We start from the raw sequence: 16,523 nt of genomic DNA, 5'->3' as shown, positions 1-16,523 counted from the left end.
ATAAAAACATACAAGGCGGTGGTAACCATAGAACCCACAAACCTAAAAATCGGAGAAAAGCTGAAAACTCTCCGCACCACCCGCGCCCTCTCCCTGGATGAAGCTTCAGCCCTGACCAATGTGAGTAAGCCCATGCTGGGCCAAATCGAGCGAGGACAGTCCGTACCCACAGTGACGACCCTCTGGAAAATTGCCACCGGGCTGAAAGCGCCGCTGTCCTACTTTCTGGAGGCACCGCAGGCAGAATATACGGTTGTCGGCCCGGAGCCGTCTACGGTAATTCTAGGCGACAGCGGTAAAATGCGGGCATATCCGCTGTTCACCTACGACCCGGTGCGGAGTGTGGAAACCTTTTATATTGAGTTTGATCCAGGGTGCAGACATTCCTCAGAGAAGCATAATGACGGTGTGGAGGAACACATCTTTGTCCTGCGCGGGACACTTCGGCTTGAGCAAAAAGTGGGGTTCCAAGCCCGCGCTGGACGAGCATGGGAAACCGCTGCTGAACGCAAACGGGAAAACTGTGCTCCAAAAATCCTATTCCGTTCTGCAAAATGATTTCTTCGCTGCCATGCGAAAGGCAGGGTATGACGATGTGGAGCGAGGCGAACGCGGCAGCTCCGAGGAACATCTGACGGTGACGCAGTTCAAGGTGCAGCAGGAACAGGCGCGGCTGGCAGAATTCACAGAGCAGAACCGTCAGCAGGAAAAACAGGCAGCAACGCTTGGGAGCAAAATTGAAAAAATCCAGAATCAGCGGGTCGATGTGCGGTCTATCGAAAAAATCGTGGCAACGTCCATTCCCTTCTCATCCAAAGTTGCCGTGGAGCGTGAGGACTTTGACCGACTTTCCACTCTGGCAAAGAAGTATGTTACAGCAGAGAAAAAGGAATCCAAACTGAAAAAGGCGGTGGATGCGGCAAACAAACTGATTGCAAAGCTCAAGGCTGAGATTGACAGTTTGAAACAGGAAATTTCTGATTATAAATCTGTCCACAGCAAGCTCCGTGCGGCAGAATTGGAGCGTGAAAATACGGAGCTACGCGGGAAAGTCCGCAGCTATGAGGATGTAATTCAGCGTAATAATCTGTGGCGATTCTTCCATCCGCTCAGAGAAAAAGCGGTCACGAGGGACGAAGCTCGCTGATTCCTGTGTAGAGCCGGAAAAAACGCATTTTATCGAAGGGGAGCGCGTCGGACAGGGCAGACATCGTCCGGCGCGCTCCTGTTTGAAAATCGCCATTTTTCCCAAGTCAAGAGCCTAAGAAAATCCCCGAAAAACACCCCTATTGCGTGACAGAGCCGCAGAAAGGATAAGCCTATGAGAACAGGACCTACCAAGCAGGAAAAGACCACCGAAATCTATTTTGACGAGAAAGGCCCCACCATCTTCATCCGCACCCACAACACCGACCTCAAAAACAGGCTGACCGCATACAGCCGCAAACACCCTGCCGTCTGCAAGCTGACGGACGTAGACCCGGACACGGGCTGCAAGGAATTTGAGATTGAAAAGGGACGCTTCTCTTTCCGGCTGACCGCCCCATACAGAGAGGAACGCCGCAGGGCGGCAAGCGAAGCGGCGAAAAACGAATAAAAGGGTTTTAGGGCTTCGTTGATTGTTGCGTTGGCAACCCCACCGCAATGGTAGTGCCCTTCTCCGAACTTTTCTCTACCCAAACGGAGCCGCCGTGGAGGTCGGCGATCTCCCATACCAGTGAGAGCCCCAGTCCTGCGCCACCGTATTCCCGGCTGCGAGACTTGTCCACCCGGAAGAAGGGCTGGAAGATACTGCGCTGATACACCTCCGGGATGCCGCAGCCGGTGTCGGAGACGCGGAGCAGGAGCTTTTCCAACTCCTGAGTGACAGAAACCCGTACCGAGCCGCCCGGCCGGTTGTACTTGACAGCATTCTCCGTCAGGTTGAAGATCAGCCGGTAGATCAGTGCATCGCTGCCGGTCATAATGCCGTCGCCCTCCGCCGTCAGCGTGACGCCGAGCTTATCTGAGAGCGGCGCAAGATCTGTGAAGATCTCCTCGATCATGGGAGCGAGCTGGATCCGCTCGTTCCGCGCCACCTGCCGCAGATTGCTCATTTCCAGCAGTGTCCTGGTCATCTGTATCAGCCGTTCCGTCTGCTCACGCAAAAGCGTGAGGAACTCCGCCGTCTCCGGTCGCACATCAGGATGCTCCGCGGAAAACAGCTCCAACTGCGCCTGCATTAGTGCCAGTGGCGTGCGCAGCTCGTGGGCGGCGTTGCCGGTGAACTGCCGCTGGGCGGAAAAGGCGTTGTTCAGCCGCTCCAGCATCTGGTTGAACGAGCGGCTCAGCTGCCGGAACTCCGAAATAGCATCTTCATCGATCCTCATATCGGCAAGATTGTTCAGCTGCACCTGCTCCACCTGCGAGGTAAAGCTGCGCAGGGGCTTGAGAGCGCGTCCGCTGACGAAATAGGCGAGGATGCCGCTGAGCAGCGTTACCGCCGCCGTGATGTACCAGTTGGTGGTGCGGAAGTGCCCCTGCACCCCATCGATGACGATGGTCAACTCCTCGTTGGGCGCTATGAGCTGCGGGTCAAAGCTCGCCGCTCCGCCATCATTCAGGATCACCGTGCCGCCGCCTTGTAAACTGTCCGCAATGGTGTCCATATAGTACACACCGGAGGAGCACAGCAGCAAATTCATGGCCACGCAGGTGATGCCGATGAGCAGGACGGACATCAGCGTGATGCGCCACTGCAGGGAAAGCCGCTTCATTCCTCCTCGCCTCCCATCAGATAGCCCTCGCCGATGCGGTTGCGGATGGGGTCATAGCCCAGCACGGCGCGGAGCTTTTTGCGCAGGGCGGAGATGTGGACGCGAATGGAATTGCTGAAGCTGTCCACGCTATTGTCCCAAACGTGATCCATCAGCTCCTCCTGACTTACTGGCCTTCCTTGATGCACCATCAGGTATTCCAGGATTCCCGTTTCCTTCCGGGTGAGCGTCAGCGTCTGCCCGTTGACGGTGGCGGTACGGGAGCGGGTGTCAAAGGTCAGGCCTCCGCAGCTTAGCAGCACATCCTGCTGGATGAACTGCCGCAATGTCAGGCTGCGGATGCGGGCCTCCAGCTCCGCCAAGTGGAAGGGCTTCGCCAGATAGTCGTTCGCCCCGGCATCCAGCCCCTGCACCTTGTCCTCCACTTCGCTGCGGGCGGAGAGGATCAGCACCCGCGTCTCCCGGTCGGTCTGCCGCAGGGTGCGCAGCACCGCCATGCCGTCCTTTTTCGGCAGATTCAGATCAAGAAGCACCAGATCGTATCGTTCTACGCCCAGAAGCGCCAGCGCCTTTTCGCCGTCATAGCAGTAGTCCACGCTGTAGGCCAGCCGCCGCAGGCTGCGAACGATGGTCTCGCACAGGGCGCGTTCATCTTCAATTACTAAAAGGTGCATGAGAGCCCTCCTTTTTATTTCTTCGTTTTTGTGTTGCTTTCATTATAGCAAAAACAGATAAGGTTTGCGTTAAGTTTTCGTTTTTAACAGAGACTTTAACTCTCCCGCGCTATGATGGGGGCAGAAAATCGGAAAGGGTGATGAAAAATGAGCTGCGGGAAAAAGGCCGCGGCGCAGATCGTGCTGCTGATGGCCGGAGCCGCCATGCTGTGCTTTGGTGTCTGGCGGGGCGAGGCGGCGACAGTGCTGAGCAAAGCAATCAAATTATGTCTGGAGTGTGTGGGCATTGGGTAAAAAGTTTTCAGGCGTTTCACAGACCATGTCCCGCTTCCGGGGCTGGATTCAGGCGGGGGCGACGCTGCTGACCAACCTGCATCTGCCGAACTTTCTCAAGGGCGGACTGTATCAGGGGACGGGGAAGACCGTCTGCGTGCCGGGGCTGAACTGCTACTCCTGTCCGGCGGCGTCCGGGGCCTGCCCCATCGGGGCGTTTCAAGCGGTGGTGGGGTCTTCCAAGTTCAGCTTCTCCTACTATATCACAGGCTTCCTCATTCTGCTGGGCGTGCTGCTGGGGCGCTTTATCTGCGGCTTTCTATGCCCCTTCGGCTGGTTTCAGGAGCTGCTGCACAAAATCCCCACTAAGAAGCTTTCCACAAAAAGGCTGAAGCCGCTGACATACCTGAAATACGCTGTCCTGCTGGTGATGGTTTTCCTGCTACCGGCGTTCCTTGTGAACGATATTGGCATGGGAGACCCGTTCTTCTGCAAATACCTCTGCCCCCAAGGCGTGCTGGAGGGAGCCATCCCGCTGTCCCTTGCCAATTCCGGCATCCGGGCGGCGCTGGGCAAGCTGTTTACATGGAAATTCAGCATCCTGCTGTCGGTGATTGCGCTGAGCGTACTGTTCTACCGACCGTTCTGCAAGTGGCTCTGCCCGCTTGGCGCGTTCTACGCGCTGTTCAACCGGGTGTCCCTCTTCCAGATGAAGGTGGATAAGAATAAGTGCGTCTCCTGCGGGAAATGCGCCAGAGCCTGCAAGATGGATGTGGATGTGACGAAAACGCCCAACCATACCGAGTGCATCCGCTGCGGAATGTGCATCCGCGCCTGTCCGACGAAAGCCGTGTGCTTCCGCTACGGCTTCGGAGACGGTAAAGATAAGGCAAAAGCAGCGGAAACGCTACAGACAAACAACAATAACAGGGAGGAATAAAACGAATGAAGATAAATAGGACGAATACTGCCGGCAGAATTCTGGCGCTGCTGCTTACTGCACTGATGGTGCTCTCTCTGGCAGCCTGCGGCACAAAGGGCGGAGACAAAGTGGACGGAATGAGCAGCGAACCGAAGAATGCCGAGGAAGCGGTTGCCATGTACAAGGAGCTGATGGCGCAGGAAAATGCCATTCTCTCGGAGGACACAGCGCTTTGGGAAAAGGTTTTCATGGCGGCCGACAAGGGCATGACCATGCAGGAGGACGGCAAAAACTATGGTGAGTTCTTGTTGGACACCATCGAAGGTTCCAAAGATCAGTTTACGGAGGATGAGCTGAAGCTGCTCAAGGAGGCGGCGGAGAAGATCCGTGAGATTGAAAACAAGCTGACCATGATAGAGAAAAAGTACCCCGAGGCGGCACAGCAATCTACGGATGGCGCTATGAGCGTGCCCGCAGGCAGCGACATGACCACGCCGCCTGATGACGGCAGCATGCAGAAATTCCCCGCCTTTGAGGGCAAGGACCTGGATGGCAACACGGTGAAGAGCGACGAGCTGTTCTCCGCCAACGCCGTCACCGTGGTGAATTTCTGGTTCACCACCTGCAATCCCTGCGTGGGCGAGCTTTCCGAGCTGGACGCACTGAACAAGGAGCTTGCGAAGAAGGGCGGCGCACTCATCGGTGTCAACACCTTCACATTGGATGGCGATGAAGCGGCAATTTCCGAAGCAAAAGATGTACTGGCCAAGAAGGGCGTGACCTACCAGAATGTGTATTTCGCTTCCGACGGCGAGGCGGGAAAGTTCACTACAAACATTTTTGCCTACCCCACCACCTATGTGGTTGACCGCAACGGCAATATCGTGGGTGACCCCATCGTAGGCGCCATCACGGAAAAGAAGCAGGCGGAGACGCTGCAAAAGCTCATCGACCAGGCTCTTGCCGCCGATATGGGCTGACAAACGAATTTATCTTCTCAGAAAGCCTGCAAATAAAAAATCAAGCCCCCAAAGCAAAAAAGATGGGAGAAAGTGAAAGCAAAAAATGAGTACAGCAAACAGGCCGCCACCGAAAAGCAGCAACCAGAAGGCAAAGATTATTTGCGTCAGTCCATCAAAGGCTCGTCCCAGAGGCCCTTCTCTTTGAGGCAATCCCGGACTCTGCCGTAGTTAATACGCAGGAACTTGGTGCCGCCAGCAGTCATGTAAACGTAGAAAGGCTTGTTCTCGCCACGTTTCTTATCCAGGAATTGGTAAACAGGATCGTCCTCGGGTTTTAGCTGGAGCAGGATGGACATGATGACAAACAGAGTTTTGCGCAGATGAGGCGAGCCGCGTTTGCTGGTCCTGCCCTTGTTGGATTCCCTGGAACCTGAGTCATTTCTGCCAGGGTCAGTGCCGGCAAAGGCCACCAGGGACTTCTGGTGTGCAAAGCGCCGGAGGTCGCCGATCTCCGCCATGAGCTGGCAGAAGGGCCGACGCCCGTCATTTTCATGACGGTTTCGTATTCCGGCAGCTGGGCCGCCAAACGGTTCATTTCAGCGCGGAAGGCCTCGGCTGTGTGAGAAATCGTGTTGAGCTGCGTTATGGCCTCTTTTACCAGCAGTTTGGTGGTATCCGATTTGGGAACCAGCGGGAACAGCGTCCTGGCATTCTCGTGGATTTCGGCGGCTTTTGTCACGCTGAAATTATAGCCATGGCGCTTGCACCATTTTCGGTAACGCTCTGTGAAAGCGTTCAGACTGAGCTTGGCAACATAGTCCACGTGCCAGAAAGTGTTGGCAAAATCCACCCATTTCTGGCTGCCATCAAGCCGTACTGGGCTGTTAAATAAAGACCGCACCCCCGGGTATGACTGCTCCAGCAGGGCAATCAGGTTGTTGGAACAGGCAGTGCGGTTCTTGCTGGCCAGCTGGAACTGGCGGTTCAGGGTCTTGAGTTGATAGCGAATTGTATCCATAGGTGTATATTGCCGCAATTCTTCCCAGTTGTCAAGGGCATACCGGGCAATTTTCTTTGCGTCTGCTTTATCCGTCTTGACGTTACGCAGAGAATTGCCGCCATATTCCCGAATCAGCAGCGGGTTGACTGCCGAGACCCACAGGCCGCTCCTATACAGCACATTGGCGATGGACTCATAATAATTGCCGGTGTGCTCCATGACAACCTTAACTTCACCGTCCAGGACGCTCAATTTTTCCAGGAGACTGGTAAATCCCTGGCTGTTGTGTGCCACATTGAATGGACGGATCACAATATCCGTCTTCGACCGGAGCACCGCTACGGTGCTCCACCCGCAAGAAACATCCACTCCCACAGCGTACATTTCGGAATCCTCCCTGATACATTGATTACAACGGCAATCCATCCTTTTCTCATCACCGATTCCATCTGTTTGCTGACGCGAGTGAACCGTGTAGGCACTCTACCTGCACAAATCGAACGCTGCGAATGGGAGGATGGCTGGCGAACTTTCTTTCGAGCGCTTTGCTCTTGGAAGGATACGCCAGGCCATTGCCCTTCCATTCTAACAGCTTTGGCAACGAGATGTCCCGACACTGTGGCTGGCTGCCACCTTTTGGGGACAAATATATTGTAACAGGAGGGATACACCATGTATGTCGGTTTGTTCAAACAGGACGTTCAGCTTGCTGTTCAGAATCAGATCGGCATAAGCAAGCGGGTCGTTGTAGATCAGATAATCCAGCTCTGACCGCTGGAAGCGGTTATCGGCAACTTCGTTTTCAACGGCGGTGAAGTCAATGGAAATCTGGCTTCTATCGTCAAAAACCAATTCTACGCAGGCTGTGTCTATGTTGAATTGATAGGATATAAGTTTGCTCATGGTCATACCTCCAAGATGATTTTTGAGGTGAATCAGGCGGTCAATTTCCGGGTGATTATTGGCAGGAATCATACCGAAACCCGCTGCAAATCATTCAAAATAAGTCGTTGCGAACGGTTAGTACGTATAAAATAGCTGGCTACAAAACGGCTACAAAATTCGTAAGAAACCTATGTACAGCCCGAAATACGTGGATTATTTGGACAAAATGCGTATCGAGAGTGCATTTTATAACCCTAAATCAAAGCCCAAGACTTGATTATCTTTATGAGCACACTGTCCTGCCTGATTTTGCTGTCTGCCTGCAATAACAACGACAGCGGCAATGACGATAACGACGGGGCAAAATCCGTTGAAATTGATGATTCCGCATTGGAACCGGGTGGGGAGGACAGTTCGGATGTTCAATCGGATGGTGGATTTACCTATACACTGAAAGACCCGGATAATGCCGATGGTATCGTGATTACGCCCAGGGAATAACACATCATAAGCAAATGAAAGAAGGTCTTTTTATGATGGCAGAAACTCAATGGATACATTGCCCTGTCTGCGGCAATAAAACGCGGGTAAAGTTGCGGAAAGATTCAGTTCTGGTAAATTTTCCGCTTTTTTGTCCAAAGTGCAAGAATGAAAGCATTATTAAGGCCAATGGACTAAAGGTTGTCATTCAAAAGGAAAAATGAAAAAAGAGTGGACTATTCCTCCCCACCACTCGGCAGGTTATTATATCCCCAATTTTTCATGTAATCGATCACATCCATAAAACTCTTGCCCAGCTCCGTCAATGTGTATTCCACCCGCGGCGGCACCTCATGAAAATCATGCCGAATAAGGAACCCATCCGCCTCCAACTCCCGCAGCTGCTTTGTCAGCGAGGATTCCGTAATCTCCCCCAACTGCCGCCGCAGCGCGCCAAACCGCCGGATGTCGTGAAAGGCGATGTAGTAGAGGATCTCCAGTTTCCACTTACCGCCCAGGATTTTTTGCAGCGTGGACATGGTTTTGCAGCGCTCAACCGCTTGCTCGGTTTTTCTCATAGGGCAACACCTCTTTGCCAACATTATACCCCATAGCGCCGTATGAATCAAGGTACTACAAAAAAGTACCGTACTTGAATTAATCCCGTATCGGGTTATAATGGGTGCAAACGAAGGCGGTTTTCACCATGAAATTCACCGGAACTATCTGGCGTCCGCCCTATGAAGCGTCCTCGCTGCTGCTGGAAGTCACGGCGGGCTGCACACACCATAAGTGCAAATTCTGTACCCTCTACAATGACCTGCCGTTCAAATTCAGAATGTCGCCCATGGAGGACATCGAGTGCGACTTGCAGGAGGCGCAGCTTTGGCGTACAGATCCCATCGCCAAGCTGACCGCTCGTCTACAGGGCATTCCAGAACAAAAGGGGTTCCAGCGGGCCTTCCTCACCGGGGCAAATCCCTTTGTGCTTAAAGCCAAGCGCCTGCTGGCTATCGCTGAACTTGTCCGCAAATATGTGCCCACGGTGCAGACCATAGGCTGTTTTGCGCGGGTGACGGACATCACGTTAAAGTCCGACAGTGACCTTACCGCGCTGGCCCAAGGCGGGTATGACAGCCTGACCATCGGTATTGAAACCGGTGACGACGAGGCCCTGCGCTTTATGAACAAGGGTTACGCCGCTGCTGATATTGTGGAGCAGTGTACCCGGCTGGACAGGGCGGGTATCCGTTACAATTTCTTCTATCTGGTGAGCATTTCTGGTGCGGGCCGGGGTGAGATAGGCGCGAAGGCTACCGCCGCTGTCTGTAATCAGCTGCACCCTCAGTTAATTGGAGCAAATATGCTGACAATTTACCCGGATTCCGAGCTATATCAAGAAATCCAGCAGGGCAACTGGCAGGAGGAAAGCGAAGTGGAGAAGTACCGGGAAATCCGCACTTTGATCGAAAGCCTTGATATTCCCACGCAGTTTGCCGCGCTGGGAGTCACTAATGCGTTCCAGCTTCACGGCTTCTTGCCGGAGGATAGGGGCGCGCTGATTACGGCAATCAAAAAAATCATTGACACGGTGGGCGAGGAAAAATTGCGGGATTACCGCAGGAACCTCCGTCATCTGTAAGGGGGAATTTATATGCATTTCACTGGAAGAACATGGCGTCCGCCGTATGAATCGCAGTCTGCTATTTTGCAGGCGACTTCCGGCTGCACCCACAACAAATGTACCTTTTGCAGCCTCTACAAAGACGAGAAATTCCGAATGTCCCCCATGGATGAATTTGAGGAGGATTTAGCGGAAATCAAGAGCTATCAGCCCAATGCCCGGCGGGTGTTTCTTACTGGCGCGAACCCTTTTGCCATGAGTTACGATAACCTTAAACTGCGCGCCTTGACCGTCCGGGAATATCTCATCAAATGCCAGTCCATTGCCATGTTTGCCAGTATTCGGGACATTCGGGACAAAGAGGTTTGGCAGCTAAAGAAGCTCCGGGCCATGGGTATCAACGGGCTGAGTATTGGCACAGAAAGCGGTGACGATGAAACGCTCCGGCTGGCAAACAAGGGCTATACGTCCGCTGAAATTTTAGAGCAATGCCACAAGCTGGATGAGGCTGGTATCGAATACTACTTTGTCTATATGACCGGACTGGCAGGGAAAGGAAATGGGCAGCGCAATGCTATCAATTCCGCAAAAGTGTTCAGTCAGCTTAATCCATCCTCTTTATTGCCCCAAATGCAAGCAGGAAATTCTTATACAAGCTAAAGATTCGAAGATAGTAGTCATCAAAGAACCAGACGCATAAGACGCAGAGCCGATGAGTTTGTGAGTAATCACAAGTCGTCGGCTCTTTTGCTTCTTAGGGTTCTTGCCTGGGTGCGGTGTCAATCAAAGATTGGATAGTCGCTTTGGCTACCCTAATCGCACGCTCGTCGCAGGTCGCCAGCTTGCGGATCAAGGCGTCCACCTCGGAATCCTGCGTAGATTTCTCCGGGTAGAAAAGCAAGTCCGGCGATATTGCCAACTCCCGGATCAGCTTGTAAAGTAGGGCATACCCCGGCGTACTGCCATTGTTCTCAAGCCGGTATATGTACCTCTCACTAACTCCGATCCGTTCTGCCAAGGCTTCTACCGTAAGCCCAGCCTCCTGACGAGCAGCTTTCAGTACCGCTCCGAATATTTCAGCTTCATTCTGCACTATAGGTTCACCTCCTACAACCATTATAGAGATTTTGGGAGGTTTGATAATGGCATACAGGTTCAAATTATCATGAACTAATTGTTCTCTGATTTCCGAATTGAATATCTGCACTGACCCCGCCAAATAAAAAAACTTGGTTTTGGCGGGGCGATGTGCTATGCAGAGCCCTCCAAACCCAGGCTTTTGGGATTGGAGGGCTTTCTATGCGCTGGTATGGAGGTGGCCAGCCAAAAAAATCTATCGGCCGGCCCAGGGGCTTTTGCTCCTTGATTCTGAACTGTCAGTCCATATAATTTATGAAGTAAATGCACTTGTACAGCGGCCTGCGCCGCTATGCAGGTGCATTTTTATTTCCAGCGGCGTTTTCCGCTGCCGTGGCCCCCCGGTCAATCTGAACTTTCAAAATTTCAGATTGATTGGAGGAACAGACCTTGGATAAAAACTATCCGAAAAGAAGGAAAGACAAATATAACCCCTACACGATTTGCAAAAGGGACGGCAGGTATTATCTGGCGTTTTCCGATGGGCAAGGGGCTTGGCATGAGCTGGAAATCACTGCTGACTTGTATGGTGCGCTAGACCAGTTTGAGCTTGACGACCTTGCCGCCCTCAATGAGTGGGACAGGCATATTGAACACCTGGAGCAGACAGAGCAGGCCATAAATCGTCGCGCTGTCCACTACCCGGAATCTGTAGAGGATACTGTTTTGCAGAACCTGGAGTATGAGCAGTTACATAAGGCCATCAGTGAATTGCCTGAAACGCAACGGCGCAGGCTGACACTGTACTATTTCCAGGGGCTGACCTACGAACAGATATCCCGACTAGAGGGATGTACAATTATGCCAGTCAAACGCTCCATTGATTCAGCTTTGAAAAAAATCAAAAAAATATTGGCTTGAGGGGCTAAATTTCCCTTTTAAGTGAGGAAGTGGGCAGAGAGAACCGAAAACTCTCTGCCCACTTCCTGTTTTTGGCGGATGGGCCGACCTTTGACAACCGAATACCCATCCGTCAAATACTTTCCCATTACCTTTGTGACGAGCAAAAGCCACCATAGCGGCTGCGCCATGATCTGCCGGTGAAAAGCAACGAAGGGACACTACTTTTCTGACTTCTGTTGTTTCACCGCCAGGGAGCGATTACAGCCAAGCTATAACCATCTGGCGGCTCCCGGTGGGGCGATGACCGGTAATGGGGACAATGATACTCCCGTCCAGCCACAGCCCGAGCGTGATTAGCGATTTTCGGTCGTGAAGCCGTCGCAGGCAATGGGGGCGGTCGCGAGAGAACCTCGCGGGGGTGTGATTCCCGTGGAGCTGGTATGCTGCCAGCCGTTTGATGGGTTATAGAATAGAAATTCAGCCAAGCAGTAGGGCTTCTGCTGCTTGGCTTTACATAGGTGGCTTTGCGCCGCCTATAATCGCAAAGGAGGTCGTTTTTCATGCAAAGAACATACTCGCGCGGCGATATGTACTATGCCAATCTTGGCAAAGGTGTAGGCTCAGAGCAAGAGGGCTACCGCCCGGTGGTGATTATCCAGAACAACGTCGGCAACCGGTTCAGCCCTACGGTCATTATCGCTGCTATTACCAGCAAAGTGGGAGTGAAGCCCCGCCTGCCTACTCACTACTTTATAGATGGCGAGGACGGTCTGGAGCTGCCCTCTGTTATTTTGATGGAACAGCTTCGTACCATAGACAAGCACCGTTTAGGAAAGTACATCGGCCACCTACAACCGCAACACATCGACGGTATGAACCGTGCTCTGGCGGTCAGTATCAATCTTCGCTGTCCCCGTACTATTGGACAACCGGCAGCTCATATAGTGGAAGCGGGGGAGGTGTCCGCTGCTGAAACATAGAGAGTTTGTATATGCCGGCGCGCCAGTTCCGGAGCTGACAGAGCAGGAACACGCTGCGTTTCTGCTGAATGTCCAAAAGGCCGTGCTTCTTTCCTTGGAGCGGCGGGGACTGCTGACTTTATCCCAGCGGCAGCGCTGCATAGTTGAGCTTGAAAAGAGGAATATACAAAGCCAAAAAAACCAGCGCCGAGCATAGCTTGGCGTTTTTACATAGATTTCTTTCGCACATTTGACATAGTGCGGCGCTCAATTTACAATGGGAATAACGGCGGCAATGCCCGCTGGGAAAGGAGTAAAGCCATGAACCGGTATGAACTCATGAACCAGGAATATAAGCTGGTGGACAAGAAAAAGCGCGTAGCCGCTTACTGCCGCGTCTCCACGGACAACGAGGATCAGGCAAACTCATTTGAGAGCCAGCAGCGATATTTTCGCCAGTATATCGAGCGGAATCCTGACTGGGAACTTTATGAGGTTTTCGCGGACGAGGGTATCTCAGGCACGAACACCAAGAAGCGCAAAGAGTTTAACCGCATGATCGCCTGCGCCAAAAACGGCGATTTCGACCTGATCATCACCAAGGAAATCTCCCGCTTCGCCCGTAACACGCTGGACAGCATATTCTACACCCGCGACCTCAAAAAGCACGGTGTCGGCGTTATCTTTCTGAATGACAACATTAACACCCTGGACGGCGACGCGGAGTTACGCCTTGCCATTATGTCCTCCATCGCACAGGAGGAAAGCCGCAAGACCTCCGAGCGTGTGAAATGGGGACAGAAGCGCCAGATGGAGCAGGGCGTTGTGTTCGGGCGCAGTATGCTGGGCTACGATGTGAAGGACGGCAAAATGACCGTCAACGAGGAAGGCGCTAAGGTCGTGCGGCTTATCTTCCACAAGTTTGTCAACGAAGGCAAGGGCACCCATGTGATTGCCCGTGAGCTTCGGGAGGAAGGCGTCCGGCCCATGCGGGTGAAGGAGTGGCAGAACACCGTCATACTCCGGCTGCTGCGCAACGAAAAATACTGCGGCGACTTAGTACAGAAGAAAACCTTTACGCCAGACTTCCTATCCCACGAAAAGAAGTACAACCAAGGACAAGAGGAATTTGTCATCATCAAAGACCACCACGAACCCATCATCTCCCGGGAGCTGTTCGACGAGGCCAACCGCATTTTAGACGAGCGCTCACTCTCCCAGGAGGGCAAGGCCAAGCACAGCAACCGCTACCCTTTCTCCGGGAAAATCAAGTGCGGGTGCTGCGGGGCCAGCTATGTGGCCCGGTACAAGACCCGCAAGGACGGGAGCCGCTACAAGGCGTGGCGCTGCTATGAGGCCGCCACCCACGGCAGTCCTCATGTTGACAAGGCGGGCAATCAGGTGGGCTGCTCCGGGCCGAGCATCCGCAACGAGGACGCAGTTCATATCATGTGCCTTGTCACCAGGGAGTTAAAGCTGAACCGGCAGAAAATCACGGATAATCTGCTCTCCGTTATCAAGTCCATCATCGCCATGGACACCACCGGCACGGGCATGGAAAAACTGGAAACGCAGATAAAAGCCATCGAGGATAGGCGCACCAAGCTCATTGACCTCTATATGTCCGGGGATGTGACGAAAGAGGAATTTACCGCCGCGCGGGCAAAGTGCGACAGTGAAATTGACGGGCTACAATCGGTGATCGACAGCATTGAAAAACAGCAGGAGATGGTACGCCAGCAGCAGGAGCTGATTGCAGAAATTACGAAAGCTATTCAGGAAATCATAAACGGCGTGGAGGCCGAGGACGAGTTTTACACACATATCCTGGATAAGATGGTGGTACATGACCGGGATAACATAGACGTTTATCTGAACCTGCTCCCAATGAAATGGAGCTTTACGGTTGCGACAGTAGCAAAAAAAGCATTTGCCCCTGAAAATGCCTTACTTCGCAAAACGCCGCATTTCAGGGGCTTCACTACCTATATCCGTCAGTATAGCGCTAAGTTCCGGGTAGGGCATGGCGTACCTCTGGCTAAGATACCTTAGGGACGCGCCTATTTCACCGTGTGGCCCGCCATATGTCAAGACGTGATAGAAAAATTTTCCGGGTATTCTGCACCCTACACATAATATACCACCTCCACCTTCTTCATGGCCTTATAAAAAACCATATGGTCCACAAACCCGCGCAGCAGCAGATTCTTCTCCTGGCCAGTCAGTTCCCCCTCCTTCAGCGCCCTGGATACCTCTCTATGCTTTTCCGAGAAAGCAGCTGGGCCGGCACCGGCCGGCCGCTTGAGCTTCTCCAGAGCTTTCAGCACCTCCTGGGTGCGCTTACTGCTGGCGGCTTTATGCTCGCGGTACTCCTCCAGGCTGTCCACACCGGCGGCGTAGGCCTCTTTATAACGGCCAAGGACTGCCTCCTCGCGCCGTAACAGCTGCTCCAGGCGCTGGCGCTCTGCCTCCAGGTCAGTGCGCTGGCGGGGGATAATGTTTAACTTTAAACCGCTCATCTGGTCCTCAATAGAGCCGAGAGCAAGCTCCTCAAGCTTTTTCACCGTGATATAGTGGGACATTTTGCACTTGCCGTGGACATACCGCACGCAGTTCATGCCTGTGCCAGTGAAGCTGAGGGTGCCGCCGCAGGCGCTGCATTTCACCAGGCCCTGGAGCATATGGGAGACCTCCTGGCGCTGGGTCTTACGGGCCGTGCCCCTATAGCGCTTGAGATAGTCCTCCATTCGCCGCTGGGCCCGGTCAAATTCCTCCTGGGATATTATGGCCTCATGCTCGCCCTCCACGATCCTTGTACCCTCCAGAAGGGTGGAGCGGTGGTAATCGTTGGCGCCCTCGCTGCACCAGCGCACCTTGCCGGTATAGACTGGATTTGTCAGGATATACCGTACCGTGCGGTTCTCCCAGGGGCCGCCCCGCTTTGTACGAAGGCCCTGGCTGTTCAGCTTCTTGGCTATGGCTATAATGGGGACGCCGCTTAGAAAGTCGCGGTAGATGACCCGTACAGTGTCGGCCTCCTCGGGAATAACCACAAATGACTTATCTTTGTATGTATACCCCAGGGGGGCGGCGCTTACCGGCAGGCCCCGGCTGGCCCGCTCCGTCATGCCCCGGCGGACCTCCGCGCCAAGGTTCGCGCTGTAGAAGGCGTCGAACCACTCGATGATGCGCTCGATGAGTCCGCCGAAGGGGCCCTCTATCAGGGGCTCCGATATGCTGACCACATCGATGCCGTTTTCCTTTTTCAGAAGGGATTTGTACACGACGCTCTCCTCCTGGTTCCTGGCGAACCGGCTGAACTTCCAGACCAGGATAGTCTCAAAGGGCCGGGGTTTCTCCTTGGCGGCGGCTATCATCCGCATAAAGCCCGGGCGCTTCTCGGCGGTGCGCCCGCTTATGCCGTCGTCCTGGAAGATAAACTCCTCCGGCAGGGCATAGCCGTTCCTCCCGGCGTAATCCCTTATAAGCTTCAGCTGGCTGTCGGGGCTGTACTCCTCCTGGTCATGGGTGCTGACCCGGATATAGGCGGCGCAGATTTTCAGACTGCTCTCCATTTCGACCCGTCCTTTCCGCAGACGGACGCAAAAAAGCGCCCGCCGCTCCCTTATAATTAAACGCGCTTGAAAATGCGTTACTATATATAATAAGAGCAGCAGAGGGTTATGCTGATTATGCGCTGTATACAGAAAATTCTATTTATTGTCAATAGCTTGTTTGAAAATATAGGCTTTGTCCCTCCAGCAACCTGTACAACCCCCTCTGCATATACTATCACCGAAAGGAGCGAAGACAAATGGCGTTGGAGAAATGGACCAGCTACGGAGTTACTCAGGACGGCATTACATTTATGGAGACCACTCTTGTTTGGGACACTAGGCTGAAGAAAATCGTGGATAAGAGTTCAAAGCTGCTTATTCCCGAGGCTGAGCTTGAGCGCCGCAAGGCCGCCATGGAGCCGGTGCCCCTTTACCGATAGCAGAAGACAGC

19 protein-coding genes and 3 pseudogenes are annotated in these 16,523 nt (G+C 53.3%); 15 read left to right on the top strand and 7 right to left on the bottom strand.

Translation table 11 applies throughout. From position 1 onward, the window contains the following. Positions 1-18: 18 nt before the first annotated feature. The 3 genes and pseudogenes from ADH66_RS14595 (at position 19) to ADH66_RS14585 (ending at position 1,597) form a co-directional block, all read left to right on the top strand. Positions 19-558: an XRE family transcriptional regulator gene (locus ADH66_RS14595; protein ID WP_236757059.1), complete on the top strand. Its 540-nt coding sequence runs from the start codon at positions 19-21 to the stop codon at positions 556-558. Continuing rightward, positions 452-1,147 (top strand): annotated as a pseudogene (locus ADH66_RS14590) (plasmid recombination protein); the annotation flags it as partial. The gene ADH66_RS14595 and the pseudogene ADH66_RS14590, both read left to right, overlap by 107 nt. 174 nt (positions 1,148-1,321) lie before the next feature. Continuing rightward, positions 1,322-1,597 (top strand): hypothetical protein, encoded by a 276-nt coding sequence (locus ADH66_RS14585; RefSeq protein WP_066539256.1) that lies wholly within the window; start codon positions 1,322-1,324, stop codon positions 1,595-1,597. Positions 1,598-1,604: 7 nt separating this feature from the next. On the opposite strand, the gene ADH66_RS14580 is transcribed toward ADH66_RS14585, so the two are convergent. Both ADH66_RS14580 and ADH66_RS14575 read right to left on the bottom strand, forming a co-directional pair. Then, on the bottom strand, positions 1,605-2,756 hold the full coding sequence (locus ADH66_RS14580; protein ID WP_066539258.1) for a sensor histidine kinase: 1,152 nt from the start codon (positions 2,754-2,756) through the stop codon (positions 1,605-1,607). Then, positions 2,753-3,430, bottom strand: a complete 678-nt coding sequence (locus ADH66_RS14575; protein ID WP_066539259.1) for a response regulator transcription factor — start codon at positions 3,428-3,430, stop codon at positions 2,753-2,755. The genes ADH66_RS14580 and ADH66_RS14575 overlap by 4 nt, the downstream gene beginning before the upstream one ends. A gap of 147 nt (positions 3,431-3,577) precedes the next feature. Between ADH66_RS14575 and ADH66_RS20460 the strand changes: the two genes are divergently transcribed. Genes ADH66_RS20460 through ADH66_RS14565 form a run of 3 tightly spaced genes read left to right on the top strand, consistent with a single transcriptional unit; the run spans position 3,578 to position 5,605 of the window. Continuing rightward, positions 3,578-3,724, top strand: coding sequence for a CD1871A family CXXC motif-containing protein (locus tag ADH66_RS20460; protein WP_165643166.1), 147 nt, complete (start codon positions 3,578-3,580; stop codon positions 3,722-3,724). Between the two features lie 25 nt (positions 3,725-3,749). Then, positions 3,750-4,643: a 4Fe-4S binding protein gene (locus tag ADH66_RS14570; RefSeq protein WP_201448091.1), complete on the top strand. Its 894-nt coding sequence runs from the start codon at positions 3,750-3,752 to the stop codon at positions 4,641-4,643. 5 nt (positions 4,644-4,648) lie between these two features. After that, the gene (locus tag ADH66_RS14565; protein ID WP_066539264.1) at positions 4,649-5,605 is read left to right on the top strand and encodes a TlpA disulfide reductase family protein; all 957 of its coding nucleotides are present in this window, start codon (positions 4,649-4,651) and stop codon (positions 5,603-5,605) included. A 146-nt stretch (positions 5,606-5,751) separates the two neighbouring features. Here ADH66_RS14565 and ADH66_RS14560 read toward each other — a convergent pair. Then, positions 5,752-6,971, bottom strand: a pseudogene (locus ADH66_RS14560) (IS110 family RNA-guided transposase). A gap of 327 nt (positions 6,972-7,298) precedes the next feature. Beyond that, positions 7,299-7,490 (bottom strand): annotated as a pseudogene (locus tag ADH66_RS14555) (DUF6061 family protein); the annotation flags it as partial. A 267-nt stretch (positions 7,491-7,757) separates the two neighbouring features. Here ADH66_RS14555 and ADH66_RS14550 point away from each other — a divergent pair. Both ADH66_RS14550 and ADH66_RS14545 read left to right on the top strand, forming a co-directional pair. Next, on the top strand, positions 7,758-7,973 hold the full coding sequence (locus ADH66_RS14550; RefSeq protein ID WP_157130673.1) for a hypothetical protein: 216 nt from the start codon (positions 7,758-7,760) through the stop codon (positions 7,971-7,973). 14 nt (positions 7,974-7,987) lie between these two features. Beyond that, complete coding sequence (locus tag ADH66_RS14545) at positions 7,988-8,176, top strand: cysteine-rich KTR domain-containing protein (RefSeq protein WP_456236485.1); 189 nt, start codon at positions 7,988-7,990, stop codon at positions 8,174-8,176. Positions 8,177-8,188: 12 nt separating this feature from the next. On the opposite strand, the gene ADH66_RS14540 is transcribed toward ADH66_RS14545, so the two are convergent. Next, entirely contained in the window at positions 8,189-8,530 is a 342-nt protein-coding gene (locus tag ADH66_RS14540) for a winged helix-turn-helix transcriptional regulator (RefSeq protein WP_066539267.1), read from the bottom strand. A 128-nt stretch (positions 8,531-8,658) separates the two neighbouring features. Here ADH66_RS14540 and ADH66_RS14535 point away from each other — a divergent pair, with 128 nt between their 5' ends. From ADH66_RS14535 to ADH66_RS22010, 3 genes are read left to right on the top strand one after another with little or no spacing between them, the layout of a single operon-like run. Next, the gene (locus tag ADH66_RS14535; RefSeq protein ID WP_066539269.1) at positions 8,659-9,594 is read left to right on the top strand and encodes a radical SAM protein; all 936 of its coding nucleotides are present in this window, start codon (positions 8,659-8,661) and stop codon (positions 9,592-9,594) included. 12 nt (positions 9,595-9,606) lie between these two features. Beyond that, the gene (locus tag ADH66_RS14530) at positions 9,607-10,236 is read left to right on the top strand and encodes a radical SAM protein (protein ID WP_236757056.1); all 630 of its coding nucleotides are present in this window, start codon (positions 9,607-9,609) and stop codon (positions 10,234-10,236) included. Next, positions 10,220-10,276 carry a hypothetical protein gene (locus tag ADH66_RS22010; RefSeq protein ID WP_456236493.1) on the top strand — a complete coding sequence of 19 codons (57 nt, stop codon included), beginning with the start codon at positions 10,220-10,222 and terminating at the stop codon, positions 10,274-10,276. The genes ADH66_RS14530 and ADH66_RS22010 overlap by 17 nt, the downstream gene beginning before the upstream one ends. 54 nt (positions 10,277-10,330) lie before the next feature. Here the strand turns inward: ADH66_RS22010 and ADH66_RS14520 are convergent, their stop codons facing one another. After that, on the bottom strand, positions 10,331-10,783 hold the full coding sequence (locus ADH66_RS14520) for a helix-turn-helix domain-containing protein (protein WP_236757052.1): 453 nt from the start codon (positions 10,781-10,783) through the stop codon (positions 10,331-10,333). A 320-nt stretch (positions 10,784-11,103) separates the two neighbouring features. On the opposite strand from ADH66_RS14520, the gene ADH66_RS14515 reads away from it, so the two are divergent. The 3 genes from ADH66_RS14515 to ADH66_RS14505 all read left to right on the top strand — a co-directional run bounded on the left by ADH66_RS14515 (position 11,104) and on the right by ADH66_RS14505 (position 14,567). Then, positions 11,104-11,574: an RNA polymerase sigma factor gene (locus ADH66_RS14515; RefSeq protein WP_066539271.1), complete on the top strand. Its 471-nt coding sequence runs from the start codon at positions 11,104-11,106 to the stop codon at positions 11,572-11,574. 542 nt (positions 11,575-12,116) lie between these two features. Further along, positions 12,117-12,536, top strand: a complete 420-nt coding sequence (locus ADH66_RS14510; RefSeq protein WP_084384455.1) for a type II toxin-antitoxin system PemK/MazF family toxin — start codon at positions 12,117-12,119, stop codon at positions 12,534-12,536. A 300-nt stretch (positions 12,537-12,836) separates the two neighbouring features. Then, the gene (locus tag ADH66_RS14505) at positions 12,837-14,567 is read left to right on the top strand and encodes a recombinase family protein (protein WP_088364454.1); all 1,731 of its coding nucleotides are present in this window, start codon (positions 12,837-12,839) and stop codon (positions 14,565-14,567) included. A 74-nt stretch (positions 14,568-14,641) separates the two neighbouring features. On the opposite strand, the gene ADH66_RS14500 is transcribed toward ADH66_RS14505, so the two are convergent. Further along, entirely contained in the window at positions 14,642-16,090 is a 1,449-nt protein-coding gene (locus tag ADH66_RS14500; RefSeq protein WP_066539273.1) for a recombinase family protein, read from the bottom strand. A 239-nt stretch (positions 16,091-16,329) separates the two neighbouring features. On the opposite strand from ADH66_RS14500, the gene ADH66_RS14495 reads away from it, so the two are divergent. Then, positions 16,330-16,512: a hypothetical protein gene (locus ADH66_RS14495; protein WP_066539275.1), complete on the top strand. Its 183-nt coding sequence runs from the start codon at positions 16,330-16,332 to the stop codon at positions 16,510-16,512. Positions 16,513-16,523: the final 11 nt, after the last annotated feature.

Origin of the sequence: Acutalibacter muris, assembly GCF_002201475.1 — a bacterium.
GTDB lineage: Bacteria > Bacillota > Clostridia > Oscillospirales > Acutalibacteraceae > Acutalibacter > Acutalibacter muris.
This window is presented reverse-complemented; position numbering and strand designations above follow the sequence as displayed.

What these genes read in the sequence shown, in the direction of transcription:
- ADH66_RS14540 (WP_066539267.1), bottom strand. Translation starts at nt 8,530, where the DNA reads ATGAGAAAAACCGAGCAAGCGGTTGAGCGCTGCAAAACCATGTCCACG.
- ADH66_RS14570 (WP_201448091.1), top strand. Translation starts at nt 3,750, where the DNA reads ATGTCCCGCTTCCGGGGCTGGATTCAGGCGGGGGCGACGCTGCTGACC.
- ADH66_RS14580 (WP_066539258.1), bottom strand. Translation starts at nt 2,756, where the DNA reads ATGAAGCGGCTTTCCCTGCAGTGGCGCATCACGCTGATGTCCGTCCTG.
- ADH66_RS20460 (WP_165643166.1), top strand. Translation starts at nt 3,578, where the DNA reads ATGAGCTGCGGGAAAAAGGCCGCGGCGCAGATCGTGCTGCTGATGGCC.
- ADH66_RS14510 (WP_084384455.1), top strand. Translation starts at nt 12,117, where the DNA reads ATGCAAAGAACATACTCGCGCGGCGATATGTACTATGCCAATCTTGGC.
- ADH66_RS14575 (WP_066539259.1), bottom strand. Translation starts at nt 3,430, where the DNA reads ATGCACCTTTTAGTAATTGAAGATGAACGCGCCCTGTGCGAGACCATC.
- ADH66_RS14535 (WP_066539269.1), top strand. Translation starts at nt 8,659, where the DNA reads ATGAAATTCACCGGAACTATCTGGCGTCCGCCCTATGAAGCGTCCTCG.
- ADH66_RS14585 (WP_066539256.1), top strand. Translation starts at nt 1,322, where the DNA reads ATGAGAACAGGACCTACCAAGCAGGAAAAGACCACCGAAATCTATTTT.
- ADH66_RS14550 (WP_157130673.1), top strand. Translation starts at nt 7,758, where the DNA reads ATGAGCACACTGTCCTGCCTGATTTTGCTGTCTGCCTGCAATAACAAC.
- ADH66_RS14545 (WP_456236485.1), top strand. Translation starts at nt 7,988, where the DNA reads ATGAAAGAAGGTCTTTTTATGATGGCAGAAACTCAATGGATACATTGC.
- ADH66_RS14565 (WP_066539264.1), top strand. Translation starts at nt 4,649, where the DNA reads ATGAAGATAAATAGGACGAATACTGCCGGCAGAATTCTGGCGCTGCTG.
- ADH66_RS14495 (WP_066539275.1), top strand. Translation starts at nt 16,330, where the DNA reads ATGGCGTTGGAGAAATGGACCAGCTACGGAGTTACTCAGGACGGCATT.
- ADH66_RS14505 (WP_088364454.1), top strand. Translation starts at nt 12,837, where the DNA reads ATGAACCGGTATGAACTCATGAACCAGGAATATAAGCTGGTGGACAAG.
- ADH66_RS14500 (WP_066539273.1), bottom strand. Translation starts at nt 16,090, where the DNA reads ATGGAGAGCAGTCTGAAAATCTGCGCCGCCTATATCCGGGTCAGCACC.
- ADH66_RS14530 (WP_236757056.1), top strand. Translation starts at nt 9,607, where the DNA reads ATGCATTTCACTGGAAGAACATGGCGTCCGCCGTATGAATCGCAGTCT.